Origin of the sequence: Streptomyces sp. NPDC006602, from assembly GCF_042870385.1 — a bacterium.
In the GTDB taxonomy this organism is placed as follows: Bacteria; Actinomycetota; Actinomycetes; order Streptomycetales; family Streptomycetaceae; genus Streptomyces.
This window is the reverse complement of record NZ_JBIAHG010000060.1, coordinates 1-25147: the sequence shown is the minus strand read 5'-3', so window position 1 is coordinate 25147 and position 25147 is coordinate 1. Positions and strand designations below refer to the sequence as shown.

The 25147-nt window shown below is 69.9% G+C and carries 21 protein-coding genes and 3 pseudogenes; 5 read left to right on the top strand and 19 right to left on the bottom strand.

The features are described 5' to 3' along the window. The coding region (locus ACFYO2_RS47630; protein WP_388363253.1) for a helix-turn-helix domain-containing protein at positions 1–96 on the bottom strand (96 nt) is incomplete at its 3' end. A gap of 143 nt (positions 97–239) precedes the next feature. Between ACFYO2_RS47630 and ACFYO2_RS47625 the strand changes: the two are divergent. Continuing rightward, positions 240–1262, top strand: a pseudogene (locus ACFYO2_RS47625) (DUF3533 domain-containing protein); the annotation flags it as partial. An 83-nt stretch (positions 1263–1345) separates the two neighbouring features. Here ACFYO2_RS47625 and ACFYO2_RS47620 read toward each other — a convergent pair. Then, positions 1346–1921 carry a PadR family transcriptional regulator gene (locus tag ACFYO2_RS47620; protein WP_388363250.1) on the bottom strand — a complete coding sequence of 192 codons (576 nt, stop codon included), beginning with the start codon at positions 1919–1921 and terminating at the stop codon, positions 1346–1348. 125 nt (positions 1922–2046) lie between these two features. Here ACFYO2_RS47620 and ACFYO2_RS47615 point away from each other — a divergent pair, with 125 nt between their 5' ends. Then, on the top strand, positions 2047–2439 hold the full coding sequence (locus ACFYO2_RS47615; RefSeq protein ID WP_306985059.1) for a nuclear transport factor 2 family protein: 393 nt from the start codon (positions 2047–2049) through the stop codon (positions 2437–2439). Positions 2440–2707: 268 nt separating this feature from the next. On the opposite strand, the pseudogene ACFYO2_RS47610 reads toward ACFYO2_RS47615, so the two are convergent. The 15 genes and pseudogenes from ACFYO2_RS47610 to ACFYO2_RS47540 all read right to left on the bottom strand — a co-directional run. Next, a pseudogene (locus tag ACFYO2_RS47610) lies at positions 2708–3101 on the bottom strand (transposase); the annotation flags it as partial. Between the two features lie 440 nt (positions 3102–3541). Continuing rightward, on the bottom strand, positions 3542–5218 hold the full coding sequence (locus tag ACFYO2_RS47605) for a CocE/NonD family hydrolase (RefSeq protein ID WP_388363247.1): 1677 nt from the start codon (positions 5216–5218) through the stop codon (positions 3542–3544). Positions 5219–5322: 104 nt separating this feature from the next. After that, entirely contained in the window at positions 5323–6201 is an 879-nt protein-coding gene (locus ACFYO2_RS47600; RefSeq protein WP_388363244.1) for an alpha/beta fold hydrolase, read from the bottom strand. A 19-nt stretch (positions 6202–6220) separates the two neighbouring features. Beyond that, complete coding sequence (locus tag ACFYO2_RS47595; protein WP_388363242.1) at positions 6221–6922, bottom strand: SDR family oxidoreductase; 702 nt, start codon at positions 6920–6922, stop codon at positions 6221–6223. A 617-nt stretch (positions 6923–7539) separates the two neighbouring features. Further along, on the bottom strand, positions 7540–7968 hold the full coding sequence (locus ACFYO2_RS47590) for an ester cyclase (RefSeq protein WP_388363239.1): 429 nt from the start codon (positions 7966–7968) through the stop codon (positions 7540–7542). Positions 7969–7999: 31 nt separating this feature from the next. Further along, entirely contained in the window at positions 8000–9106 is a 1107-nt protein-coding gene (locus ACFYO2_RS47585) for an NAD(P)-dependent alcohol dehydrogenase (protein ID WP_388363236.1), read from the bottom strand. After that, positions 9103–10629, bottom strand: a complete 1527-nt coding sequence (locus ACFYO2_RS47580; RefSeq protein WP_388363233.1) for an aldehyde dehydrogenase family protein — start codon at positions 10627–10629, stop codon at positions 9103–9105. The genes ACFYO2_RS47585 and ACFYO2_RS47580 overlap by 4 nt, the downstream gene beginning before the upstream one ends. A 31-nt stretch (positions 10630–10660) precedes the next feature. After that, entirely contained in the window at positions 10661–11062 is a 402-nt protein-coding gene (locus tag ACFYO2_RS47575) for an SCP2 sterol-binding domain-containing protein (protein WP_366825126.1), read from the bottom strand. Positions 11063–11084: 22 nt separating this feature from the next. After that, positions 11085–12674 carry a long-chain-fatty-acid--CoA ligase gene (locus ACFYO2_RS47570; RefSeq protein ID WP_388363230.1) on the bottom strand — a complete coding sequence of 530 codons (1590 nt, stop codon included), beginning with the start codon at positions 12672–12674 and terminating at the stop codon, positions 11085–11087. 257 nt (positions 12675–12931) lie between these two features. After that, a complete protein-coding gene (locus ACFYO2_RS47565) occupies positions 12932–13687 on the bottom strand; it encodes an SDR family NAD(P)-dependent oxidoreductase (RefSeq protein ID WP_388363227.1) in 756 nt (251 codons plus the stop codon). Beyond that, entirely contained in the window at positions 13684–14742 is a 1059-nt protein-coding gene (locus ACFYO2_RS47560; RefSeq protein WP_388363225.1) for a phosphotransferase family protein, read from the bottom strand. The genes ACFYO2_RS47565 and ACFYO2_RS47560 overlap by 4 nt, the downstream gene beginning before the upstream one ends. Beyond that, positions 14739–15947: an acyl-CoA dehydrogenase family protein gene (locus ACFYO2_RS47555; RefSeq protein WP_388363222.1), complete on the bottom strand. Its 1209-nt coding sequence runs from the start codon at positions 15945–15947 to the stop codon at positions 14739–14741. Before ACFYO2_RS47555 ends, ACFYO2_RS47560 begins: the two co-directional genes overlap by 4 nt. A gap of 66 nt (positions 15948–16013) precedes the next feature. Next, the gene (locus tag ACFYO2_RS47550) at positions 16014–16784 is read right to left on the bottom strand and encodes a 3-hydroxyacyl-CoA dehydrogenase (protein WP_388363220.1); all 771 of its coding nucleotides are present in this window, start codon (positions 16782–16784) and stop codon (positions 16014–16016) included. Positions 16785–16823: 39 nt separating this feature from the next. Then, positions 16824–17987 carry a thiolase family protein gene (locus ACFYO2_RS47545; protein WP_388363218.1) on the bottom strand — a complete coding sequence of 388 codons (1164 nt, stop codon included), beginning with the start codon at positions 17985–17987 and terminating at the stop codon, positions 16824–16826. A 17-nt stretch (positions 17988–18004) separates the two neighbouring features. Beyond that, positions 18005–18874 (bottom strand): crotonase/enoyl-CoA hydratase family protein, encoded by an 870-nt coding sequence (locus ACFYO2_RS47540; RefSeq protein ID WP_388363216.1) that lies wholly within the window; start codon positions 18872–18874, stop codon positions 18005–18007. A gap of 86 nt (positions 18875–18960) precedes the next feature. On the opposite strand from ACFYO2_RS47540, the gene ACFYO2_RS47535 reads away from it, so the two are divergent. From ACFYO2_RS47535 to ACFYO2_RS47525, 3 genes are all read left to right on the top strand, one after another. Further along, positions 18961–20067: an NAD(P)-dependent alcohol dehydrogenase gene (locus tag ACFYO2_RS47535; protein WP_388363208.1), complete on the top strand. Its 1107-nt coding sequence runs from the start codon at positions 18961–18963 to the stop codon at positions 20065–20067. Positions 20068–20070: 3 nt separating this feature from the next. Beyond that, positions 20071–21534, top strand: a complete 1464-nt coding sequence (locus ACFYO2_RS47530) for an aldehyde dehydrogenase (protein WP_388363206.1) — start codon at positions 20071–20073, stop codon at positions 21532–21534. A gap of 524 nt (positions 21535–22058) precedes the next feature. Further along, positions 22059–23777 (top strand): cellulase family glycosylhydrolase, encoded by a 1719-nt coding sequence (locus ACFYO2_RS47525; protein ID WP_388363203.1) that lies wholly within the window; start codon positions 22059–22061, stop codon positions 23775–23777. Between the two features lie 29 nt (positions 23778–23806). Here ACFYO2_RS47525 and ACFYO2_RS47520 read toward each other — a convergent pair. Further along, positions 23807–24557: pseudogene (locus ACFYO2_RS47520) on the bottom strand (IS5 family transposase); the annotation flags it as partial. A gap of 366 nt (positions 24558–24923) precedes the next feature. Beyond that, positions 24924–25147 (bottom strand): IS200/IS605 family transposase (tnpA, locus tag ACFYO2_RS47515; RefSeq protein ID WP_388363200.1); only part of this gene is annotated, 224 nt, incomplete at its 5' end.

The window sequence follows — 25147 nt, the reverse complement described above, 5'->3', positions numbered from 1 at the left end:
GCGCACACAGCCGAAGGTGCGCGACAGCTCTGCTGCCTGCGCATCCGTCGGATAGAAGCGGTACTTGAATGCCCGCTTCACATGGTTCGCGGTCATGCTCACAAACTAGCGGGGTAACAGGTAAAGATCAAGCCTGCGGGTCAGAGCACGGTCTTTCGCCTTGACGGCGAAACACCGCTCCCTGCCCTGCTCCGCAGGAGTCCGTTTCCTCTCCGGCGTAAACGCCGGAGTATCCACGGAGGACCCAGATGAAGGAGGAACTGGGCAAGGGCAAGCTGTTCGGCGCGCTCGTCGTGCCCCGCGACTTCACCGCCACTGTCGCCGCCCTCACCGGCCCCGGGGTGGCCGGCAAGCCCGTCCGCCCGACACTCACCGTGCTGACCAACCAGTCCGCCGGCAGCGTGGGGTCGAGCATGGCGCGGCAGGCCACGACGACGGCCGCGCAGTCGGCCTCCGCGCAGGTGGGTGAACAGCTGACCGCTCAGGCCGAGGCCGCGCAGGCCGAGCTGCCCGCTGCCGCGCGCCTGCTGCTGGCCGACCCGGCCGTGGTGCAGATCGAGGACGGGCATCCGCTCGACTCGCACAGCGGCCTCGGTCTGAGTGCCTTTTACTACTCCCTCGTCCTCGTCGTCTGCGGCATGCTCGCCGCCAACGTCATCAGCGGCCAGGTGGACCACGCCCTCGGCTACACCCACAGCGACATGGGCCCGCTGCGGGTCCATAACCCGCTGCTGCGCGCGACTCGCGTCCAGACCCTGGCCATCAGTAGCACGCTCATGATCGGTCTGTCCCTGCTCATGGGAAGCCTGGCCCTGGCCGGTGCGGTGGGCATCATGGGCATGGACGCCTCTCACCTGCCCCTGCTGTGGCTCTTCTCCGTGTGCACGATCGCGGTTGTCGGCATCGGCGGGCTCGGACTGCTCGCTGTGTTCGGCACGCCGGGGATGCTGTTCATCACGATCTTCTACATCGCCATGGCGGTACCGACGTCCGGAGCCACGGTCCCTCTCCAAGCCCTCCCCGGTTTCTACCGCGCCCTCGGCGAGTTCGAGCCCCTGCGCCAGATCACGGGCGCCGTCCGCTCGATCCTTTACTACGACGCCCAGGCCGACGCGGGTCTGACCCGGGGCTGGGTGATGCTGGGCGTGGGACTCGCGGTCGCCGGCCTCTTCGGCTTCGGCGTGACCCGGTTCTACGACCGCAAGGGACTCCATCGCATTCCCGCCGACGAGGAACCGCAGCTGCTCCTCGCCCGGGCATAGTCCGACGACCGGTGAGGGGTGGAGTCGGGCACGATCGCCCCACCCCCTCTTCTTGACCGATCGTGCAGGTGGGATCGTCGCGGTCAGCCGTCGGCCCGCAGTGCCGCTGTGCGCTGTTCGAGCCTGCGCAGCGCCATGTCTCCCCACTGGAGGTTCTCCCGCTCGAACGACATCCCGCGCAGCAGGGTGAGATACGGGCCGATGCGCTCGGCCTCGGCGAAGTACGCCTCCTCAGAGCGCCCGTCGAGCAGGCGCTGCCGGAGCCTCTCGTAGCCGGCCAGCTTGGCGGTGGCCCACCGCATGCGCTCCGCGATGGCAGTCCGGACCGCTTCCATGTCGCCCACGTCCACGCACTGCACCTTGACAAGCAACTCGTCCCGGACCACCGCCGGTTTGCCCAAGGGCTCGGCGGTGTAGGCGTGGACGGCCTTCCGCCCGGCCTCCGTCAAGGAGAACAGCCGCTTGTTGGGGCGGCGCTTCTGTTCGACGACGCGGGCCGTGACGAATCCTTCCGCCTCCATGCGCTCCAGCTCCCGGTAGAGCTGCTGGGGCGTCGACATCCAGAAGTTGGCTACCGTCGCATCGAATGCCTTCGCGAGATCGTACCCGGACGCCTCGCCCTTCAACAGCGCGGCCATCACCGCGTTCCGCAAAGCCATGGATCTACGCTAACAGATTAATCAACAGCGTGACTAATAGTCACCCCTCCCCTGTAGACAAGCCATAACAGGCCCTCTATTCTCTACCGCACCTATTCATATTTTTGAGTATCAGAGGTGGGCTCATGCATCCCTTCCGCAAGGCCGTCGAGAGCCGCGACCTGGACGCCGTGGCCGCTCTGCTGGCCGACGACGTCGTCTTCACCAGCCCCGTCACCTTCAAGCCGTACCCGGGCAAGGCCATCACCGCCGCGATCCTGCGCGGCGTGCTCCGGGTCTTCGAGGACTTCACCTACATCCGTGAGATCGCCAACCCCGACGGCCGCGATCATGCCTTCGTCTTCACCGCCACCGTCGCCGGCAAGCAGCTCCAGGGATGCGACTTCCTGCACTTCGACGACGACGGGAAGATCGACGAGTTCACGGTGATGGTGCGCCCGCTCTCCGCCGCCCAGGCGCTCGGCGAGGCCATGGGCGCCCAGTTCGAGCAGATCGCCCGAGAGGCCGCCGAACAGTAACCACGACGACGGACTTCGACGCGTGGTCATCGGCGAGGGGCAACGCCGGACTGACCGCCGCCAGCCTCCAACGCTGGGACCGCGCACCCTCCTGGCGGGGCGTCACAACGTCCCCGGCGGCTGCGCCACCTCCTTTCGACGAGGCCGCTTCGAGTTCGAGACGGCACTGCACCAGCTGTTTGGAGTCGGCCTGGGAGTCCAGCCGTACATGCTGCGCGGGCTGTTCGAGAAGCTGGGCGTCGCTGACTCGCTGTCGTTCGTCCAGGAGCACGCCCGGATGCTCGCGCAGCCAAGCTTCCAGCGTGTCGGCGGTGCGGTCGGGCAGCACGTCGATCCGCTCATAGGTCTCGGCGTCGATCACCACGGTGGAATAGCGGTGCGGCCGGCGCAGAGCGAAGTCGTCGACGCCGATCACGCGGGGCGTCCGCCGGGTGGGCAACGGGATGCGCAGCAGGGCGCGCAGGGCCGTGTGGCGAGCAGGCCCGCCGCGAGTATCACCAGGAAACGAGATCCGCCCGGCCCGCCAACTTCTTCGCCACAGCCTTGACTTACCTGGTCAGACGGACCGTGCGTCGCTGGTGACGCTCAAAAACTCCGGGCATCTGCTCGCAGAAGGGCGGCCGGCAGCCGCGCGTGGGACACACCAAGCGCCGCCCCCGCACGAGTTCGGTGCGCCGACGGTTGCGCAGCAGGTAGCGCTGGGTCTTGTCGCTGGAGGTCTTGGGCAGGGCGTCGATGAAGTGGATCGTGGGCGGCGTAGCGGGTGGTCTTGACCAGCAGCTGGAGTTCGGTGGCCACCTCCGGCATCAGATCGAGCAGGCGGGTCACTCGTGCCCCCTTGGCCCAGGACCTCGGTGCCGTACTCGACCGGATGGCCGCCCCCTCCGGATCCGGCCGCGTCATCGCAGGCCGGTCTAGCGGAACCTGGTCGGTCTGCCGACCGAGGAATCTTCACCGCGGCGTTTGCCGAGGGGCAGGCGCCCGTGGGAGGTCATCGCCTCCGCCGCAGGATGCCTGCCGCCCTTCGACCGAGCCGACATGGCTACTTCGGCGCCCTTGCCCACCGGAGCAACGGATCGGCGGGCTCTCCCATTGCTCCCGGTCAGGCTGGAGGCACCACGGGCAGGACGATGCGGGAGGGGCGTGCGGGGTCGTGGAAGACCTGCTGGCGGGCCACCCGGCCCGTGGTCGCGGTGTCCTCGGGTTCGCCCGTGTTGAGGTTGCGGTCCCAGCGGGGGAAGTTGCTCGAGGTGACCTGGACCCGTATCCGGTGCCCCGCCCGGAAGACAATGCTGGTCGACCACAGGTCCACGACGTGCTCGGCCGCCTCGCCCGGTGTCGCCGCGCGCACCCTCACGATGCCGTCGGTCACATTGCGCGAGACCCCGTCCTCGTCGACGTCGCACAGGCGCGCCACCCAGTCGGTCGAGGGCCCGTCCGTGGCCGCGAAGAGCACCACCCGGACACGGCCGGTCACTTCCAGGTCCTCGGCGAGCGGTTCCGTGGTGAAGACCAGGACGTCCTCGCGCGCCTCTACAGCCGTCTGGTCGAGCGGCCCGGCACGGAACTCGTCGGTCATCAGGAGTGCACCACCGGTGGTCGGCGCCGGATCCATGGGGTCGTAGGCGAACTCCTCGGGCCGCTCGGCGGTGGACGGCGGCTGCTGCGTCAGGCGTCCGCCGGCACGCAGGTGGACGTCGGTGTCCACGGCCCGCGACAGGGGCCATTCCGTCTCCTCGCGCCACTGGTTGACGCCCATGACGAACAGCAGCACCTTGCCCGTGTCCGGCTCCAGCGCCTCCGCATCGCCGATCGTGCGCTGGAACCAGTCGAGCTGGAGGCCCTGCAGGGGTCCGCGCATGCCCATGAAGGCGGAGTTCGCGCCGAACCCGAAGTTGACGTCGCCGATGACGTGCTGCTGGTTGGCGTGACTCCACGGCCCCATGACCAGCGTGGCGGACCGGTCGGCGCGGCGCATGGCGGTGAAGTTGTCGAGCGTGCCCTGGCTGAAGATGTCGTACCAGCCGCCGACCTGGAAGGTGGGCAGGTCCACCTCGTCATGCCGGCCCTCGACCCGGCATGCCCGCGCCCACCCGGGCTCGCGCCGGGAGCGCTCATAGCCCAGTTCGGGAAGTTCGTGCCGGACGAACGCGGGGAAGTGCCCGGCAGGCAGTTCGCCGTAGCCGCCGTCGGCCAGGCCGTCGAGATCCTGTACGAGCCCGCCGAGGCTGCCGACGAGCGTGGCGGGGTCGGTGCCGTGCCGGCGCATCAGCGCGTCGGCACCCATCATGAGGGTCCAGGGCGCGGTGATGCCGAGCTCGATCGCACCGCCGCGCGTCCACAGTCCGTCGTCCGGATCGGACCACGTGACCATCGGCGCGATCGCCTTCAGCTCCGGCGGCTTGGACAGCGCCGCCATCCACTGGGTGTTGCCGAAATAGCTGGCGCCGATCATGCCGACGGAGCCGTTCGCGCCGGGCAGCGCGGCGGCCCACCGCACGGTGTCGTACCCGTCGCTCTCCTCGTGTGTCCACGGCTCCCACTCGCCCTCGGAGGCGAACCGGCCGCGGGTATCTTGGATGACCACCATGAAGCCACGCCTGGCCGCGGCCAGCGGATCGAGTACGACGCCCATCATCGGGGTTTGCTTGCCATACGGCAGCCGGGCCAGCAACACCGGCCACGGCCCCGTACCTCCGGGCCGGTAGACATCCGCGCGCAGCACCGTGCCGTCACGCATCTCCGCCGGAACATCGAACTCGATCCGTATCTCCGCCACGCGCTGCCCCTTTGCATGCCACGACGCTGTCAGACACATGGTCGAGCGTGGTCCCCGTCCCGCACTACACCCGAACGGGGGTGACTACAGCGCTTTCGGGGCGGTCACGCCACCGCGTTCAGCAGGTCGGCCAGCAGGTCGGGCCGTTCCAAGGCGATGAAGTGGCCTGCTCCCGGCACCTGCGTGAAATCGGCAGCCGGCAGCAGCTCCTTGTCGGCCTGCCGGTCCGAGGGCCGCGACCAGTCCTTCTCCCCGTAGACGAGGTGGACGGGTGCCTTGACCTCGGAGTAGCGCGAGCGGGCGGCGATGAGACTGGGCATGCTCTGGTACACGGCCCGGGCGACGGTCGGGTAGCCGGGGCGGCGGCCCACCTGGAGGAGTTCGTCGACGTAGTCCTCCCGCAGCGCGGTTTTGTCGACCACGCCGCCCTCCAGGATCCTGCGGACGACGGGCTTGGGCTCCACCCCGGCGACCACCGCGCCCACCCCCGGAGCGAGGACACCGCTGACCACCACACGGGCGAGCAGACTGGACCGGGCGATACCGCCGCGGAAGTCGTACGCGTTCACCGCGACGACGCGCCGGACCCGCTCGGGCAGGTCGGCCGCGGTGGTCAGGGCGAGCACCGCCCCCATGGACTCCCCGACCAGGGTCACGTCGTGGAGGTCGAGTTCGGTCAGGAGCCGCTTGACGCCCGCACGCATGGCCGGCTCGTCGTACGACGCACCGGGCACGATCTCGGAGTAGCCCATCCCCGGCAAGTCGAGGGCATACACGGTGTACTGGTCCGCGATCAGCGGGATGAGGGAGCGGAAGTGCTCGGCCTGGGTGCGCACGGTGTGCAGCAGGACCACGGGAGCGCCGGTGCCCGCTCTGAGGTAACGCAGGGTCCCCTCGTCGCTGCCGTGTCCTGCGCGCGGGGCGATGGTGTGGCTGGTGGTTCCCGGGATGTGAATCGTGGGACGTGATTCCTGGCTGGGCATCTCGCCGTCTCCCTGTCCTCTACTTGGCCAGCTGGTCGTACAGCCCGGCCGGGTCTCCGGCCAGGCCCGCCTTGACTTGCCGCGTGAGGTCGTCGCCGAGGACTTCGTACGCGCCGGTTTCGATGCCGTCGAGGGCGAGGGCGGCGATGTCACGCGGGTCGGACTTGGGTGCGTCGACGCCCGCGGTCAGGTCCGTGTCCACGTATCCGACGTGCAGTCCGGTGACGGAGATGCCGCGCGGCTGGAGTTCCAGGCGCAGGGAGTTGGTCTGCGACCACAGGGCGGCCTTGGAGGCGCTGTAGGAGCCGCCGAGGGCGATCCAGGAGAGCACGGAGTGCACGTTGAGGAGGTGGCCGCCGCCGTTGCCCTCGATGACCGGCACGAAGGCCCGGGTGAGGAGCAGGGGGCCGTAGAAGTTGGTCTCGAACTCCCGGCGTACGTCGTCGATAGGGGAGTCGAGGAAGGACGCGCCGACCACGGCACCGGCGTTGTTGATCAGTACGGTGACGTCTTCGGCCTGTGCGGCGGCGGCCGCCACGGAGGCCGGGTCGGTGACCTCCAGCGCCACCGGGACCGCGTCGGGGTGCGTCACGGTGCGCGGGTCGCGGGCCGTGGCGTAGACCTTGGCGGCACCGCGCGCGTACAGCTCTTCCACCAGGGCCTTGCCGATGCCCCGGCTGCCACCGGTGACGAAGACGTTGGCGCCCTTCAAAGCGGTCATGACTGCCTCCACGAGAAATCGGAAACCGATCGGTTTACAACACAGTAAACCGATCAGTTTCTGAGTGCAAGCTCATCGAAGGAACCAGTCGCGTCGAAGGGGCCAGTCGCGTGGCGTCGGCTTCAGGGGGTGGTTCCGTATCCGTGAATCCCCGGGATGACGAGTTTTCCGCCCGTCTGTCCGGCCTGGTCGATGTCGGCGTCGTCCAGGCTGAGTTGGAGTTCGAGGCCGAGCTTCCCGACGGTGTCGTAGAGCCACTCCGGAACGGTGTCGGGGGTGACATGCAGGCGGAGGACGGGAGGCAGGGGAATCCTTCGGCGCCCCCCGACGATCCGGCGGAGGGACGGGCAGAAGGACCGGCGGGCGCCTGGCCTCGCGCCGAGACTCGCCTGTCGCCCTCGCTCGCGCCGCCCTCGGGCCTCTCCGGATCGACGAAGTGCGCAACGAGTTGCAGTGTCACGAGGCGAGCAATGACCGGCTCCTGGCGCACAGCAGGGCGGCACGCCTGGCGTAGTGCCCGGTCCGGTGGCGCACCATGCGACAGAAGGGCGCGGGCGTGGGCGTCGGCGCGCCCAAGGCCGGACGCGCCCCGCTCAACACCCATGGTCCTCAATACGTCAGTTCGTCAGGCCGAGCTGCGTGAGAAATTCGAAGTGGTCGTAGTACACGCGGTATTCGCTGACGCGCCCGTCGCGCAGGCGCCAGAATTCGGCCAGCCCGATCTGGATGGACCGTCCTGTCGGAGGGATCGCGTTGCCGTCGGGCGCTGCGAGGTCCTGGGTGTGGGTGCCGGTCACCTCGAGTTCGACGGCCACCTCGTCCTGCGCGGTGACGATTCGATGCGGCCGGTGCACAAGGTCGGGGAAGGCGGCGAAGAACCCGGCCATCCAGATGGTGACCATCTCGGGTCCCTTCTGCAGGAACCCAGGTGCCTGGATGACGCACTCCGGATCCAGCATCTGCTCGACCCAGTCGAAGTCATGGGCATCGACATGTGCGAAGAACTCGACGACGAAGTCCTCGGACACAGTGGTCTCGGTTGTCATGGAACGGCTCCTCACCGATCGTTGTGCTGTGTCAGGCGGGGTCGAAGACCAGTACGGGCTTGATGACCTGCCCGGAGCGGGCGGACGCGATCGCTTCGTTGATCTCGTCGAAGGGGCGGCGTTCGACCAGCCGGTCGAAGGGGAAGTCGCCTTCCCGCCAGAGCCCGATGAGCTTGGGGATGAGTTCGTGCGGGTCCGCGTCGCCTTCGATGACGCCGGTCAGGGTGCGGCCGATGAGGAGATGGCCCTGGTCGATGGTCATCTCGTTCTCCAGGCCCTGGAGTCCGAGCGTGGCGCAGACGCCCGGGGAGCGGAGAGCCTCCACCGCCTGGCGTACGACGGAGCCGAGGCCCACGGCGTCGACGGTGAAGTCCAGTCCGGTGCCGCTGATCTCGGTGATGGCCCAGTTGACGTCCTTGGTCTGCGACGGATCGATCACGTGGGTCGCGCCGAGCTCGGTCGCCAGCTTCAGCCGTTCCGGGTTGAGGTCGACCGCGACGATGGTCGTGCACCCGGCCGCCTTGGCGGCCATGACCGCGCTCAGTCCGACCGCGCCGAGACCGAACACGCCCAGGCTCTGGCCGGGGGCGGGCCGTAGGACGTTGAACACGGTGCCGGCGCCGGTCATCAGACCGCAGCCGAGGGGGCCGAGGATGTCCAGCGGCACGCCGTCGTCGACCTTGACCGCGTTGCGCACGCTGGCCACCGCGTACGCGCCGAACGAGGACTGGCCGAACCAGCTGCCGTGGACGTCCTCGTCGCCGCGGCTCATGGTCGCGGTCCCGTCGAGGCGGGTGCCGAAGTAGTTCAGCGCGGCGAACAGTTCGCAGTAGGCGGGGTGCCCGGCCGTGCAGGTCGCGCATTCCCGGCAGGAGTCGAAGCTGAGCACCACGTGGTCGCCCACCGAGAGCGCCTCGACAGCGTCCCCGACGGCGTGCACCACACCCGCGCCCTCATGGCCGAGCACGGCCGGGAGCGGCAGCGGGACGCCGCCGGACTGTGCGGTGAGGTCGGTGTGGCAGACGCCGACGCCCGCGATCCGGACCAGTACCTCGTCGGGGGCCAGCTCGCCGAACTCGACCTCCTCGATGGACAGTTCGGCGCCGGGCTCCCTGAGGACGGCGGCGTTCCCTTTCATGCGCTCTCCTTGGTGCGGTCCGCGACGGGCGGCAGTACGAGGTCGTAGACACGTCGGTCCAGCCGACGCGACAGGTCGATGTGGACGAACTTCTCCTCGGTGTACTCGTCGAGCGCGTGGGGACCGAGTTCGCGGCCGAGGCCGCTCTGCTTGACGCCGCCGAAGGGGTACTCGACGCTGACCATGTGCCAGTCGTTGATCCACACGGTGCCTGACTCGAGGCGGCGCGCCACCTCGAGGGCGGCGTCGACGTCCTCGCTCCAGACCCCCGCCGACAGCCCGTACTCGCTGTCGTTGGCGATGGCGACCGCCTCGTCGACGCTGCCGTACGGAATGACGCACAGGACGGGGCCGAAGATCTCCTCCTGGGCGATGCGCATGTCCGGGCGGACACCCGTGAAGATGGTCGGCCCCACCCAGAACCCCGGGCCCTCGGGCGTCGATCCGCTGTACGCGAGGGTGGCGCCTTCCTTCTGCCCCAGTTCGATGTAACCGAGGATCCGCTCGCGCTGTTCGCCGGAGACGACAGGGCCGAGGTCGGTGTCGAATTCGGCCGGATCGCCGATCTTCATCGTCTTCGCCCGCTCGATCAGCCTGGCGACGAAGTCGTCGTGGAGGGCCTCGGGGAGCAGCAGCCTGGTGCCGGACTCGCAGGCCTGCCCCGAGTACAGCATGCAGGCGAACAGCGCGCCGTCGACCGCCGTGTCCAGATCGGCGTCGGCGAGCACGATGTTGGCGCCCTTGCCCCCCAGCTCCAGCGTGACCCGCTTGACGTTGTCCGCCGCCAGCCTGCTGATCTCGCGGCCCACGACGGTCGAGCCGGTGAAGGCGATCTTGCGTACGTCCGGGTGCACAGCCAGCCGCGCGCCCACCTCCTCGCCCTCCCCGGTGACGACGTTCAGGACGCCGGCCGGGAGTCCGGCCTCGTGGGCGGCCTCGGCGAGGGCGAGAAGGGTGAGGGGTGTCTTCTCGTCCGGCTTGAGGACGATGCAGTTGCCCGCGGCGAGGGCTGGACCGAGCTTCCAGACGGCCAGCAGGAGGGGGAAGTTCCAGGGCACGATGCCGGCCACGACGCCGATGGGCTCCCTGCGGACCACTCCGGTGGCGAGCGTGGGATAGGACAGCTGCGGGCCGGGGCGCTCGAAGGCGTAACTGCGGGCCAGATCGGCGAAGTACTGCAGATGGGAGATGGAGTAGCCGACGTGAAAGGCCATGGCCTGCCGGATCGTGACTCCGTTCTCCTTGATGTGCAGCTCGACGAGTTCGTCCATCCGCTCGGAGAGCTTCGCCACGATCGCCGAGATCACCTCGGCCCGTTCCTCGGGGCTCTTGCCGCGCCATTCGCCGCGCTCATGGGCCCGCTTCGCGGCGGCCACCGCGAGGTCGGCGTGCTCGGTCCGGCCCCTCGCCGCCGTGGCGAACACCTGGCCCGTGGCGGGATCGACCATCTCGAACGGCTCGTCGGCCGCGTCCACCCACGTGCCGTCGATGTACATCCGGTAGTGCTTGGTATCTGTCGTCATTGACCGACCTGCCTTGGGGTGTCGAGGGGGCTCAGTTGCCGGCGTCCTTCTTGCCGACGAGTTCGCGGTAGACCGGGAACAGCGGCTTCGTCAGCGGCACCAGCTTGAGGATCTGGGTGACCGGGCCCTTGGCCTTGACCTGTCCCTTGGCCAGGCCGACCGCGACGTTGTACTCGCCGCGCCAGAACTTGTTGCCGTTGTCGGCCGACATCGCGAGCCGGACATCGGGGTCGAGGTCGGAGTCGCCCTCGATGACGACGATCTCCGGCTCCTTCATGAGCACGGTGATGGACGAGTCCGGGCCCGTGTAGTCGAGCCGGAGGGTGATGCCGGAAGCCTTGAGGACCGGGCCGACCTCGGGGTGGCTGTTGGCCTCCCGGAAGACGCCGCCGAGGTAGAGGTAGACCTCTTCCGCACTGGTGAAGTAGCTCATCGTGGGACCTTTCGCTTGTGGTTCAGCTGATGTCGGTGTTGTTCGCGTACGCCTTGCGCAGCTCGCGCTTGAGCACCTTGCCCGTGGCGGTGCGGGGCAGTTCCTGGACGATCTCCACCGTCTTGGGGCACTTGTAGGCGGCCAGGCGCGCACGGCAGAAGGCGATGAGCTCGGCGGCGTCGACCACGGCACCGGACGCCACGGTGACGACGGCCTTGACCGCCTCGACGTAGGTGGGGTCGGGCACTCCGATGACGCACACGTCGGCCACGGCGGGGTGCTGGGTGATCACCCGCTCGACCTCGGCCGGATAGATGTTCTCGCCACCCGAGATGATCATGTCCTTGACGCGGTCGCGAACGAAGAGGAAGCCGTCGTCGTCCACGAAGCCGGCGTCGCCGGTACGGAACCAGCCGTCGCTGAAGGATTCGGCGGTGGCCTCCGGCTTGTCCCAGTACCCGGCCATGACCTGCTCCGACCTGATCCAGAACTCGCCGGTCCGGCCGCGCGGAACCTCTTCCCCCGTGAGCGGGCTGGCCACCCGGACCTGTACGCCCGCCATCGGCCTGCCGGCCGAGGTGAGCAGGTGGATCCGGTCCGGGTCGCGATGGGCGTCCGGCCCCAGGACGCTGAACACCCCGGATGCCTCGGTCATCCCGTACACCTGGTAGAAGTCCGGCGTGAACCGCTCCAGGCAGCGTCGCATCAGCGGTAGCGGCATCGGGGACCCGCCGTAGCCCAGGCACCGCAGACTGGACAGGTCCGCCTGGTCGAGTTCCGGCGTGGCCAGGAAGTACTCGTAGACCGTCGGGACGAAGAAGGCGTGGGTGACCCTTTCCCGCCGGATCTGCTCCAGGACGGCGGCCGGGACCACGTTCCGGACGAGGACCGTGCGGGCGCCCATCCAGAGGCTGATCAGAGCCCAGCTGATCCCGCCGACGTGGAACAGCGGCATGGCCACCATGTTCACGCTGTCGTGGGAGAAGCCGAACGCCTCCGCGGCCGAGACGCAGTGCGCTCCCAGGCTGCGGTGGGTCAGCATCGCGCCCTTGGGGAATCCCGTGGTGCCGGAGGTGTAGAGCAGGAGGACGCAGTCGTCCGGCTGGGGCCGGTGGCTGCGGGGCGCGGGTGCGGCCGATGCCAGGTAGTCCTCGTACGCGTCCGCGTCGCCGCCGACGACGATGACCTTCGTCAGGTGGGGCAGTCGGTCCCGGATCTGTTCCAGTTGCGGGAGGAACTCGGCGCCGACGAAGAGGATCCGGGCCTGGGCGTCGGCGAGGACGTACTCGATCTCGCCGGGGCTCAGGCGCCAGTTGACGATGACGTGTGCGTATCCGTCCCTGGCTGCGGCGAACGTGGCCTCGACCGTGGCGGAGCTGTTCTTGTTGAGGGTTGCGAAGTGATGGCCGGGCCGCAGGCCGTCCGCGGCCAGTGCGGCGGCCAGGCGCGAGACCCGGTCCGCCAGGCCGCCCCAGGTCAACCGCCGATCGCCTTCGGCCAGTGCTTCGGCGTCCGGCGCGGCCTCCTTCCAGAAGTCCAGGATGCCGTGCAGATCGCTGCCAGGTGCGGGACAGCCGCTGTTCTCGGCCGTGTGTGGTGTCGCTGTCGCCATGTGCGATTCCTCCGGTACTGGCCGCCGGCCGTTGCCGGAACGGCCGGAGAGGGCGGCGAGTGTGGGTCGGTGGCGGAAGGTTCTGCCCCGGCGGGTCGCGGGGAGGGGAGGGGAGGGGAGGGGAGGGGAGGGGAACGGTCGCCGGACCGGCTTTCCGAGGGAGTGCGGTGCGGCCACACTAGGACTGACCGCATGTACGGTCAATAGAGTGGACGGGTGGATTTCCCGCACGTCCGGCTTCGGTGGAGCGCTGAGTTTCAGGCCCGCCAGAGACGACGGCCCGGTCTGGTGATCACGATGCTGGGGACCACGGCCGTACGGGACAGTCCGACAACGGACGAGACCATCTCCGCGACATCGTCCGCCGTGATCATGTCCTCCGGGGCCAGCCGTTCGTGCATCCATGAGGTCATGTCGGTGTCGACGTATCCGGGAGCCACCGCGCAGGCCGAGACGCCGGCCTCGGACTCCTCCACGTTGACCGACTCGCACAGCGACAGCACGGCCGCCTTGGTCGCCGCGTACGCCGCCAGCGACGGCTCGGCCGTGACGCCGGTGATGGAGGCGATGGCCACCACCCTGGTGCCGTGGTGTACGCCGGTGCCGTCCCGGGGCCGGGAGGCCGTGGCGCGCAGCGCGGGCAGGCATTCCTGGACCAGCTGGAACGGGGCGCGCAGGTTCACTGCGTACTGCTTGTCCAGCCGGGCCAGGGGAAAGTCGGCGATCGCGCCCGTCTGTCCCATCCCGGCGCTGAGCACGAGCGCGTCCAGTCGGCCGTCGTACGCCTTGAGGTGCTGCTGCGCCACGTTGTGGACGTCGGCCTCCTCGGCCATGTCGCCCGGCGCCGTGTGCACGCGCACTCCGTACCGGGCGTGCAGTTCGTGGGCCAGCGCTGCCGGGGGCCCGGGGGAGCGGGCGGCGAGGCTCAGGTCCCAGCCGTCGGTGGCGAGGCGGCGGGCGATGGCCGCGCCGATGCCACGGGAGGCTCCGGTGATGAGCGCGGTGCGGGTCATGCCGTGTCCTGTCCGGTCAGTGCGGCGGACCCGGCCCGCAGCAGGGGCAGAACGGCGTCGCCGATGGTGTGGAAGCCGTCGCCGACGGTCTGGCCGGCGAGGTGGCGGGCGTGGATGCCTTCCGCGATCACCGCGAGCTTGAAGTAGCCGAGCGCCCGGTAGAAGGGCAGATGGCTCAGGTCCTCGCCGGTCTGGTGGGCGTAGTGTTCGGCGAGTTCGTCGGCGGTGGGGAAGCCGGGGTTGCCGTGCAGGATGTGCCGCACACCGAGCACCGGTTCGCTGACGGGATCCCAGTAGACGAGCAGCATGCCCAGGTCAGTGAGCGGGTCGCCGAGCGTGGCCATCTCCCAGTCGACGACCGCGCGGACGAGCGCCGGGTCGGCGCGGTCGAGGATGGTGTTGTCCAGGCGGTAGTCGCCGTGCACGATGCCGCGCGGGCCGGCCGGCGGCAGCCGGTCGACCAGAGCCGTGAACAGCCGGTCCAGGAGGGGCGTCTCCCTCGTTCTGACCAAGTTCCACTGGCTGCGCCAGCGCTTCAGCTGTCGCGCCAGATAGCCCTCGGGGCGGCCGAACTCCGCCAGCCCCACCGCCCCGGGGTCCACCTGGTGGAGCGCTGTCAACTGGTCCACCAGGGACAGCGCACACTGCCGTTGCCCGTCGGCGCTGATCAGCGCGGCGTCCTGGGCGCTGCGGACGACCGTCCCGTCGACGAACTCCACCACCGCGAACGGGGCCCCGATGACCGAGCGGTCCTCGCACAGACCGACCGGCGCCGCCACGGGCACGCCGGTGCCGTGCAGTGCTGCGACGACACGGTACTCGCGTGCCATGTCGTGGGCGCTGGGCGTCAGGGTGCCCAGTGGCGGGCGGCGCAGCACCCAGTGGTGCGGGCCCGCCTGGATCTCGTACGTCAGGTTCGACCTGCCGCCCTGGAGGAGGCGGGCCCGTACCGGCCCGTCGAAGTCGGGGACGAGCTCGCCGACCCACTTCCGCAGCGCCCCGACGTCCAGGCCGATCGGTGACCCGGCGGGCGTGGTGATGTCCGTCGCGGTCATGTCGCGGTCTCCTCACGGTGGCGCGCGTGGCGGCTGACGGCGCGTCGCGCGATGGCCCAGCGGTGGGTCTCGGAGGGGCCGTCGTAGATGCGGAAGGCCCTGACCTCGCGCAGGAAGCGGGACAGCGGGACGTCGGAGGAGACCCCCAGGGCGCCGCAGATCTGCACGGAGCGGTCCACGACGCGGCCCACCGCCTCGGCGACGAACGTCTTGGCGATGGCGGACTCCTGGGCGCCGCGTCCCCCGCTGTCCAGGACCCGGGCCGTGTCGTGGATGAGCGCCCGACTGGCCGCCATGTCGATCTCGGAGTCGGCCAGTTGCTGCTGGGCCATGCCGAGTTCGGCGAGGCGCGAGCCGAAGGCCTCGCGGGTGCTCGCCCGCTCCAGCGCGATGTCCTGCGCGCGCCGGGCCAGGCCGAGCCAGCGCATGCAGTGCGTCAGCCGGGCCGGCGCCAGTCGCACCTGCGCGTACTCGAACCCCCGGTCGACCTCGCCGAGGACCTGGTCGTCGCCGACGACACAGCCGTCGAAGACGATTTCGCTGTGGCCCGCGAACAGGCCCTCGTCGAGGGTGTCGATGTCGCGCTCGACGGTCATGCCGGGCCGGTCGGTGTCGACCAGGAACATGGTGGCCCCGCCCCGGTCGCCCGGCGCACCGCTGGTCCGGGCCATGCAGATGGCGAACCCGGCACCGCGCGCGCCGCTGATGAACCACTTGCGGCCGTCGATGCGCCAGCCTCCGGGGGCTCGCGTGGCCGTGGTGGTCAACGCGCTGGGGTCCGAGCCCGCGCCCGGAGCCGGCTCGGTCATCGCGAAGCAGGACCGGATGTCTCCGGCGGCCAGCGGGGCCAGGTAGCGCCGCTTCTGCTCCTCGGTGGCGACCTTCTCCAGGAGGTGCATGTTGCCCTCGTCCGGAGCCGCGATGTTCAGGGCGAGCGGGCCGAGCAGGGAGTAGCCCGCCTCCTCGAAGACGACGGCTTGGCCGAGGGTGTTCAGGCCGAGCCCGCCCCACTCCCTGCCGACGTGCGGGGCGAGCAGGCCCGCCTCGCGGGCGGCGTCCTGCAACCGGCGCCGTACCTTCTCGGGGCCGTCGTGGACCCGGCCGCCGGTCTCGGTCTCCACGGGGATCACCATGTCACGCACCAACTGCCGTGTGCGTTCGGCGAGTTCGGTGACTGAGGGATCGATGTCAATGGGGATGGGCACGGTGACGGCGCCTCTCGGATCGTCGGGTCAGGGTCGGGGGGTACATCGCATGGGGGCAGGACAGCCTCAGCGCGGTGCCATCCGGATCGCACCGTCGAGGCGGATGACCTCGCCGTTGAGCATCGGGTTGGCGACGATGTGCTCGACCAGCGCGGCGTACTCGCCGGGATCGCCGAGTCGGCTGGGGTGGGGCACCTGGGCGCCGAGCGAGCGGCGTGCCTCTTCGGACAGTCCGTTCAGGATCGGGGTGGCGAACAGACCCGGGGCGATGGTGACCACGCGGATCATGCTCGCCGCCAGCTCCCGCGCGATCGGCAGGGTCATGCCGACGATGCCGCCCTTGGAGGCCGCGTAGGACGCCTGTCCGATCTGTCCGTCGAAAGCCGCCACGGAGGCGGTGTTGACGATGACGCCGCGTTCCTCGCCGCGTGGCCCGGTGGGCTCGGTGTCCTGCATACGCTGCGCGGCGAGCCGGATCACGTTGAACGTTCCGACCAGGTTGATCTCCACCACCCGGCGGAAGCGCTCCAGGGCCAGGGGCCCGTCCCTGCCTATGGTGCGGCCCGGGTCGCCGATGCCCGCGCAGTTGACGACCACCCGCAGCGGCCCCGCCTCCACGGCGAGGTCGAGCGCGGCCGTCACCTGCGCCGGGTCGGTGACGTCGGTGGGCGCGAAGGTGACATGGTCGCCGAGGTCCTTGGCGACGGTCTCGCCTGCCGAGGAGGGGAGGTCGGCGATGGTGACCCGGGCCCCGGCCGCGGCCAGGCGCTGCGTGGTGGCCAGCCCGAGGCCGGAGGCTCCACCGGTGACGAGGGCGGCGCTGCCTGAGAGATTCATGGTGGGTCTCCTGTGGAGGTGCTTGAGGCGGGGGAGGGCTCAGAGCCGCTCGATGATCGTGGCGTTGGCCATGCCGCCGCCCTCGCACATGGTCTGCAGGCCGTAGCGGCCGCCGGTGGCTTCCAGGTGGTTGACCAGGGTGGTCAGCAGCCGGGTGCCGGAGGCTCCGAGGGGGTGGCCGAGGGCGATGGCGCCGCCGCGCGGGTTCACCCGGTCCGGGTCGGCTCCGGTTTCCCGCTGCCAGACCAGCGGTACCGCGGCGAAGGCCTCGTTGACCTCGAAGGCGTCGATGTCGTCGATGGACAGGCCCGCTCGTTCCAGCACGCGGACGGTGGCCGGGATCACGCCGGTGAGCATCAGCAGCGGGTCGCTGCCGGTGACGGCGAAGGAGTGGAACCGTGCGCGGGGGCGCAGCCCCAGGGCGGCGGCCTTGTCCTCGCTCATGATGAGCGCGGCGGAGGCGCCGTCGGTGAACGGGGAGGAATTGCCCGCGGTGACGCGCCAGTCGATCTCCGGGAAGCGCCTGCCCGTGGCGTCGTCATAAAACGCCGGCTTCAGTCCGGCCAGGGCCTGCGGGGTGGTGGACGGCCGGACCGTCTCGTCCGCCTCATGGCCGCCGACCGGGACGATTTCGCCGTTGAAGCCGCCCGACGCGGCGGTCGCCGCGGCGAGCCGGTGGGAGCGCGCGGCGAAGGCGTCGAGCTCCTGCCTGCCGATCTTCCAGCGAGCGGCGATGAGCTCTGCCGAAACGCCCTGCTGGACCAGGCCGTCGGGATAACGCGCGGCGAGCGGGGCGTAGGGGTCGCGGCCCTGGACGGCGGAGAACATCGGCACTCGGCTCATGGACTCGACGCCGCAGGCGATCGCGATGTCGTACGCGCCCGCCAGCACGCCCTGCGCCGCGAAGTGGGCGGCCTGCTGGCTTGAGCCGCACTGCCGGTCGACGGTCGTGGCCGGCACCGTCTCGGGAAGCCCGGCGGCCAGCACCGCGTTGCGCGCGATGTTGAGCGCCTGCTCACCGTTCTGTCCGACGCACCCGGCGATCACGTCGTCCACCAGAGCCGGGTCGAGGTCATTGCGTCGCAGCAGTGCGCTCAGCACCGTGGCCAGCAGCTCCACCGGGTGCGTTCCGGACAGTGCGCCGCCGGGTTTGCCCTTGCCGGAGGGAGTACGTACGACATCGACGATCACCGCTGACTGCACCGCTGTCTCCTTGGCTGTCACTTGCCCTGCCACCGGGGCGGGCGCTTCTCCGTGAAGGCCCGTGGGCCTTCCTTGGCGTCCTCGCTGCGGCGGACCTCGCCGAACTCGGCCTCGTTCATGTCCCAGATCGCCGGGGCCCAGTCGGAGCCGTACTCGGCGCTGCGGCGCATGATCCGTTTGCTCGCCCGGACGGCCAGCGGCGCGTTGGCCGCGATCTGCCGGGCCAGTCGCAGGGCACGGGCTACTACCTGGTCCGCGGGCACGACCTCGTTGACCAGGCCCCAGCGCAGCGCGGTGGCCGCGTCCAGCGGCTCACCGGTCAGGGCGGCGTGGGCCGCGACCTTGGGCGGGATCTGCCGGTGCAGCCGCAGCAGCCCACCGGCGGCGGCGACCAGCCCGCGCTTCACCTCGGGCAGCCCCAGCTGCGCGTCCTCGCTGATCACCGCGAGATCGCAGGCCAGTACGATCTCGGTGCCGCCGCCGAGCGCGAAGCCGTTGGCGGCCGCGATGAGCGGCTTGTCCACGATGTGGCGCACCAGGCCGGCGAATCCCCATTCGGGGTGCCCGGGGGCACTGACCGGTCGGCCGGCCCCGAGCTCCTTCAGGTCGGCGCCGGCACAGAAGGCCCGCCCCGCCCCGGTGATCACACCGACACTCAGCTCCGGGTCCTCGTCGAGTTCCCGCAGCGCGTTTCCGACGGCCGCCGACATCGCCGCGTTGACCGCGTTCATCGCCCGAGGCCGGTTCAGAGTGATCACGGCGACGGGACCCTCACGGCGCAGGACCGCGGCGGCCTCTTGATCCGGCTGGTCCGGCTGTTCCTGCCGCTCTGGGGACTGTACGGGGAGGGCCACGCTCGGCTCCTTCGTCGTGCGGGTGATAGCCATGAAGCTACTGTTGACCGCTCGTACGGTCAACAGTAGCGTCGGGCACGGAAGGCGAACTGATACGCGGACGGATGCCGGGAGCGGATATGCGCATGCAGGCAGCGGTACTCAGGGCCGGTACCGGGCCTTTCGTCGTCGAAGAGGTCGACATCGCCGGTCCGGGGCCGGGGCAGGTCCTCGTGCGCATCGCCGCGGTGGGCTTCTGCCACACGGACGTGCTGCCACGCGGCGAGGGCTTTCCAGCCCGGCCGCCGATCATCGCGGGCCACGAAGGAGCCGGCGTGGTCCAGGCCCTCGGGCCGGGCGTGACCGAGCCGTCAGTGGGCTCCCACGTCCTGCTGTCGTTCGACCACTGCGGCGCCTGCGAGAACTGCCTGGACGGCCACCCCGCCTACTGCCGGTCGTTCGTCCAGCGCAATCTCACCGGCACCGGCACCGGCACCGAGAGCGGCGGTCAGCTGGTGACCGACGCCGAGGGAAAGCCCGTCGCCTCGCGCTGGTTCGGCCAGTCCTCGTTCGCCACCCACGCCGTGGTGGACGTACGCAACACGGTCGTCGTCGACCCGGATCTGCCGCTGGAGCTCCTCGCCCCCCTGGGCTGCGGCATCCAGACCGGCGCCGGATCGATCCTGCTCGCCCTCGGCGTCCGCGCCGGTTCGCGCGTCGTGGTGTTCGGCGCGGGCGGCGTGGGGCTGGCGGCCGTGATGGCGGCCAAGGTCGCCGGTGCCGCCACGATCGTGGCGGTCGATCTGCACGAGAACCGGCTCGACCTGGCCCAGGAACTCGGCGCCACGCATGTCCTGTTGGGCAGCGTCGACGACGTTCCTCGGCAGCTCCGCAAGATCACCGGGGGAGGAGCCGACTACATCCTGGACACCACCGGGGTCCCGGAGGTGATCAGGGACGGGGTCGACAGCCTGCGGGGCAGGGGAACCATCGGCCTGGTCGGCGCCCAGTCCCGCGACCTCGTCCTCGGCCCCGCCGCTCTGTCCACCGGCAAGAACGTGATGGGAATCCTGGAGGGCGACGCGGTACCCCGCCGCTTCCTTCCCCAGCTGGTCGAGCTGTGGCAGCAGGGCCGCTTCCCCTTCGAACGCCTGGTGCGGACCTATCCGCTCAGCGAGATCAACACCGCCGAGCGGGATGCCGCGTCCGGCGTGACCGTCAAGCCCGTACTGCTTCCTGGGAGCTGACCCATGCGATCGGAAACCGAGCCGCACTATCGCCGCGAACACCTCTTCATCGGAGGTGAATGGCGGCCGAGTACCGCAGCCGGCACCCTCACCGTGATCTCACCCGTCACCGAGCGGCCGGTGGGCGAGGCGCCCGACACCGCCCCCGCCGACGTCGACGCCGCCGTCGCCGCGGCCCGGCGGGCGCTGACCGCGTCGCCGTGGGCGTCCTGGGACGGGGAGACCAGGGCGGCGGCCCTCGACCGCTTCGCCGACGCGCTGGAACGCCGGGCGGAGGAGACCGCGCGGGTCGTCACCGCCGAGATGGGCATGGCGATCGCGGTGTCCGGCCCGGTCGAGGGGACCGGTCCCGCCCGGACCCTGCGGTACTTCGCCCAGCTGGCCCGCGCCACCCCGCAGGAGGAGCGCCGCCCCGCGTTTCCCGGCCCCGGAACCACCGTGGTGCGCCGTGAACCGGTCGGGGTGGTCGCCGTCGTCGTCCCCTGGAACTTCCCTCAGTCGCTCATGATGTTCAAGGTCGCGCCCGCCCTCGCGGCCGGCTGCGCCGTCGTGGTCAAGCCGGCGCCCGAGACCGTGCTGGATGCCTTCCAGCTCGCCGACGCCGCACAGGAGGCCGGGATCCCGGACGGGGTCGTCAACGTCGTCACCGGAGGCCGCGAGACCGGTGCGTACCTGGTCGCTCACCCCGGCGTCGACAAGGTGGCCTTCACGGGGTCCACCGAGGCCGGACGGGCCATCGGCGAGGTGTGCGGGCGGCTGCTGCGGCCCGCCACGCTCGAACTCGGCGGCAAGAGCGCGGCCATCGTGCTGGACGACGCCGACCTCGGCCAGGCCGTACGCGGACTCGCCTGGGCCTGCCTGCTCAACAGCGGTCAGACCTGCTACACCAGCTCCCGCATCCTCGCGCCCCGCGGCCGTTACACCGAGGTCGTCGACGCCGTCGCGGCCCTCGCGGCCTCCCTGCGGGTGGGAGACCCGTCCGACCCAGCCACCCGGGTGGGCCCCCTCGCCTCGGCTCGACAGCGCGACCGCGTCGAGTCCTACATCGACGCCGGCCGGGTCGGCGGGGCGAGGGTGGTCACCGGTGGTGGCCGTCCCACGGGCCTGGAGCGGGGCTGGTTCGTCGAGCCGACGGTCTTCGCGGACGTGGACAACTCCGCCGTCGTCGCCCGTGAGGAGATCTTCGGCCCGGTTCTGGTGGTGATTCCGTACGACGACGTCGACCAGGCCGTGGCGATCGCAGACGACTCCCCGTACGGCCTGGCCGGCACCGTCTGGACCTCCGACGAGGACAAGGGTCTGGAGATCGCCCGCCGGATGCGCACCGGCACGGTCGGGGTGAACTTCTACAACATCGATCTCGGCGCACCCTTCGGGGGCGTCAAGGCCAGCGGGCTGGGGCGTGAGCTGGGCCCCGAGGGGCTGGCGGCGTACGTCGAGTACAAGTCCGTCTATCTGCGCCGCTGAGCGCCTGGCTCTGCCACGCCGGTGGGGCCGGCTGACGGATCCGGCAGCGAACATGGCACCGAAGTCGACGATGCCCGTGACGGCCATGCCTGGTCGAGATCCGCGACAACCTCCTCGGGTCGGTGACCTCCAGCGCCACCGGGACCGCGTCGGGATGCGTCACGGTGCGCGCGGGCGCGCTCGCGCCCTTCAGTGCGGTCGTGACTACCTCCACAGAATGAGGAAACCGTTCGGTGTTCATCGGTGCCGAGAAGGCGTGAGCTCCCACCGGGTGACCGCCGGTCCGGTCGGCATCGGCGGCAGATGAGCAGGGAACCCCGATGTGCTTGCGTGCCGCCTCGCCCGACTCCCCCATGTGGGGAAGCGCTTCGACGCGCAACGTCTCGACTCGATGGAGGTTCCATGCGGGTTGGCCCGTTCTCTCTGTCGCCAGGTTGCGCTAGGCTCCCGCCCCGCGTTGAAGCGCTTCGACGGTCGATGCCGTCGATGTGGGGGGAAGGCCTTTCGACTCAATGGAGAGTTCTATGCCGAGTTCAGCCGGTTTCACTCGCCGCCAGGTCATGACGACCTCCGCGGCCCTCGCCGTCGCGGCGTTGTCCATGCCATCGGCCGCCCAGGCCGCTGTCCGGTCCACTGGTTCCGCCGCGTCGGCGTCCGCACTGGACGTAGTCGCAGACATGCAGCCCGGCTGGAACCTGGGCAACAGCTTCGAGGCCATCGGCGCCGACGAGACGGCGTGGGGCAACCCGCGGGTGACCCAGGCGTTCTTCCGCAGAATGAAGGCGCAGGGCTTCAGGAGCATCCGGATCCCGGTGACCTGGGGCCAGCACGAAAGTCCTGCTCCGGCCTACGCCCTCGACCCGGTGTTCCTGGCCAGGCTCAAGCAGGTGGTCGACTGGGCCCTGGCCGACGGTTTCTACGTTCTGATCAACATGCACGGCGACGCGTGGCAGTGGGTGCCGAACATGCCGGCACAGCATGACGCGGTCCTGGACCAGTACACGGCCACCTGGCAGCAGATCGCGGCCACCTTCCGGGACGAGCCGCGACGACTGCTTTTCGAGAGCATCAACGAGCCCTTCTTCAACGGCAGCGCCGGCGACGAGCAGAACGCCGTCCTGATGAACGAGCTCAACACGACCTTCCACTCCGTCGTGCGCGCGACCGGCGGAGGCAATACCGACCGGCTGCTCGTCATGCCGACCCTCGGGGACACCCCGGATCAGCCCAAGATCGACACCCTGCTCGCCACCTTCGCCGCGCTCGACGACCCGAACCTCGTGGCCTCGATCCACTACTACAGCTTCTGGCCCTTCAGCGTGAACCTCGCCGGCTACACGACCTTCAACGCGGCCACCCAGCAGGACCTGACCGACACGTTCGACCTGCTACACAGGTCCTTCGTCGCCAAGGGGATCCCTGTCGTCGTCGGTGAGTACGGGCTGCTCGGCTGGGACTCCGGCCCCGGCACGGTCGAACAGGGGGAGACGCTCAAGTACCTCGAGTATCTCGGCTACTACGCGCGGTACCGGGGCTTGACCACCATGCTGTGGGACAACGGCAGTCGCTTCAACCGCCGCACCATGCAATGGAACGACCCAAGCCTCTATGCGCAGATACGGTCCAGCTGGACCGGGCGCTCCGGCACCGCGTCCACCGATCAGCTCTTCGTACTCAAGGGCAAGACCCCGACGGACGCGACGATCACGCTGAACCTCAACGGCACCAGGCTGATGAAGATCGATGTCGGCACCCGCCCCCTGATCCCGGGCGTGGACTACACCGTCAGCGGCAGCACGCTGACCATCGCAGCGGCGACGCTCAGCCGGCTGACCGCGTCGCAGGAGCACGGTACGAATGCCGTCCTGTCCCTCCGGTTCACGGACGGAACTCCTTGGGCTGTCAACGTGATCACCTATGACAAGCCGGTGCTGACGAGCGCGACGGGTACGACGACCTCGCTGGTGATACCCACCGCGTTCAACGGAGACAAGTTGGCGACCATGGAAGCCGTCTACGCCGACGGCACCGCCGCCGGTCCGCAGTCCTGGACGACGTACCAGCAGTTCAATGTGGCCTTCACACCGGACTACACCGCAGGCACGATCACCTTGCCGACCGCGTTCTTCGACGGTGTCACCGACAACACCACCGTGACCCTCACCTTCCACTTCTGGAGCGGGACGCTCTTGACGTACACGCTGACCAGGTCCGGCACCGCGGTCACGGGCACCTCCGCCTGAAAACGGTCTGTCAGCAATGGGAGGGTGTCTCATGTGGTGAGTTCGGCGAGCTTCTTGTAGCAGGTCAGGGCTGCTGCGAGGCCGAGGAAGGCGAGGAAGTGACTGCCCTTGCGTTCGTATCGGACGGTGAGCCGGCGGTAGCCGAACAGCCAGGAGATCGACCGCTCGGTCTTCCAGCGGTGGCGGCCGAGCCGCTCGCCGGACTCGCCCCCGGACGCGCGATCCGCGGGATCAGGCCGCGGGCGCGGACCCAGGTGAGGTGGTCGGCGGAGTAATACGCCTTGTCAGCGCGGACCTTGACCGGTCGCCGTCGGCGTGGTCCGCGCCGGGAGCGGACGTCGGGTATCGCCAGGACCAGCGGCCTGAGCGCTTGACTGTCGTGCAGATTCGCCCCGGACACCGCAACAGCCAGCGGGATGCCCTGAGCGTCAGACACGACATGCAGCTTGCTGCCCTTCTTGCCGCGACCAACCGGATTCGGCCCGGTCGGCGTGCCCCTTTTTTTCGCCCGGACGGACGCCGCGTCGACGATCGCCGAGGTCCAGTCCACCTCACCCCTGGCGCCGAGACCGTCCAACACCGCCCGGTGCAGCCGGAGCCACAGGCCCGCCTCGGTCCACACTGCGAACCGGCGATGTGCGTAGCGGGAAAGGTACCGAACGTCGGCGGCAGGTGCCGCCAGGCACAACCGCTGGTCAGCACGTACACCACCGCAGTGAACACGGCACGCTCACCGCACGGGGTAGTCCCACCGCCCTGCGGAGCGGCGTCGGGGTGAGGCGTGGTCGCAGGACGGGGAAGTGCCGCCGACGCCGGTGAGGACGACCGCCGGACTTTTGGCGTACGCGCTGATGTGGATTCCTCCAGTGGATGTCGGGCACCAAGCGGAGCCGCCGCGAGGGCCGAGGCTCACCTCGGGAGCACGGGCCGGCAGATCTCCGGCGAGTCACCCAACCGCTTGGCCCTCGCCGTAAGTCTCGCGGCGCTGAGGCGACTTGGCGCCGACTGCACGGCCGACGACCTCGTCCCCACGCTTCTCCATCCCTTGTTCTTCGCAGGGAATCCTGGCCTTCAGGCCGGGCGGGAATGCGATCCTCGGTCTCGAGGCGCGAAGCGCCGGAGATCGTTACGCCTGTGTGGTGACGGTTATGCCGGGCGCTTCTGGTTCTCGATGTAGTCCTTGACGATGCTCAGCGGTGCGCCGCCGCAGGACCCCGCGAAGTACGACGGGGACCAGAACACCGAGCCCGTGCCGATCCGGTTGATCCGGCCGGTGTATTCCGCGCGCAGGTAGCGGGAGCTGACGCCTTTGAGGCTGTTGACGAGCTTGGACAGGGCGATCTTCGGCGGGTAGTGCACGAGCAGGTGGA

What these genes read in the sequence shown, in the direction of transcription:
- ACFYO2_RS47565 (WP_388363227.1), bottom strand. Translation starts at nt 13,687, where the DNA reads ATGACCCGCACCGCGCTCATCACCGGAGCCTCCCGTGGCATCGGCGCG.
- ACFYO2_RS47535 (WP_388363208.1), top strand. Translation starts at nt 18,961, where the DNA reads ATGCGCATGCAGGCAGCGGTACTCAGGGCCGGTACCGGGCCTTTCGTC.
- ACFYO2_RS47530 (WP_388363206.1), top strand. Translation starts at nt 20,071, where the DNA reads ATGCGATCGGAAACCGAGCCGCACTATCGCCGCGAACACCTCTTCATC.
- ACFYO2_RS47600 (WP_388363244.1), bottom strand. Translation starts at nt 6,201, where the DNA reads ATGCCCAGCCAGGAATCACGTCCCACGATTCACATCCCGGGAACCACC.
- ACFYO2_RS47525 (WP_388363203.1), top strand. Translation starts at nt 22,059, where the DNA reads ATGCCGAGTTCAGCCGGTTTCACTCGCCGCCAGGTCATGACGACCTCC.
- ACFYO2_RS47550 (WP_388363220.1), bottom strand. Translation starts at nt 16,784, where the DNA reads ATGAATCTCTCAGGCAGCGCCGCCCTCGTCACCGGTGGAGCCTCCGGC.
- ACFYO2_RS47580 (WP_388363233.1), bottom strand. Translation starts at nt 10,629, where the DNA reads ATGACGACAGATACCAAGCACTACCGGATGTACATCGACGGCACGTGG.
- ACFYO2_RS47620 (WP_388363250.1), bottom strand. Translation starts at nt 1,921, where the DNA reads ATGGCTTTGCGGAACGCGGTGATGGCCGCGCTGTTGAAGGGCGAGGCG.
- ACFYO2_RS47590 (WP_388363239.1), bottom strand. Translation starts at nt 7,968, where the DNA reads ATGACAACCGAGACCACTGTGTCCGAGGACTTCGTCGTCGAGTTCTTC.
- ACFYO2_RS47615 (WP_306985059.1), top strand. Translation starts at nt 2,047, where the DNA reads ATGCATCCCTTCCGCAAGGCCGTCGAGAGCCGCGACCTGGACGCCGTG.
- ACFYO2_RS47560 (WP_388363225.1), bottom strand. Translation starts at nt 14,742, where the DNA reads ATGACCGCGACGGACATCACCACGCCCGCCGGGTCACCGATCGGCCTG.
- ACFYO2_RS47595 (WP_388363242.1), bottom strand. Translation starts at nt 6,922, where the DNA reads ATGACCGCTTTGAAGGGCGCCAACGTCTTCGTCACCGGTGGCAGCCGG.
- ACFYO2_RS47575 (WP_366825126.1), bottom strand. Translation starts at nt 11,062, where the DNA reads ATGAGCTACTTCACCAGTGCGGAAGAGGTCTACCTCTACCTCGGCGGC.
- ACFYO2_RS47540 (WP_388363216.1), bottom strand. Translation starts at nt 18,874, where the DNA reads ATGGCTATCACCCGCACGACGAAGGAGCCGAGCGTGGCCCTCCCCGTA.
- ACFYO2_RS47570 (WP_388363230.1), bottom strand. Translation starts at nt 12,674, where the DNA reads ATGGCGACAGCGACACCACACACGGCCGAGAACAGCGGCTGTCCCGCA.
- ACFYO2_RS47585 (WP_388363236.1), bottom strand. Translation starts at nt 9,106, where the DNA reads ATGAAAGGGAACGCCGCCGTCCTCAGGGAGCCCGGCGCCGAACTGTCC.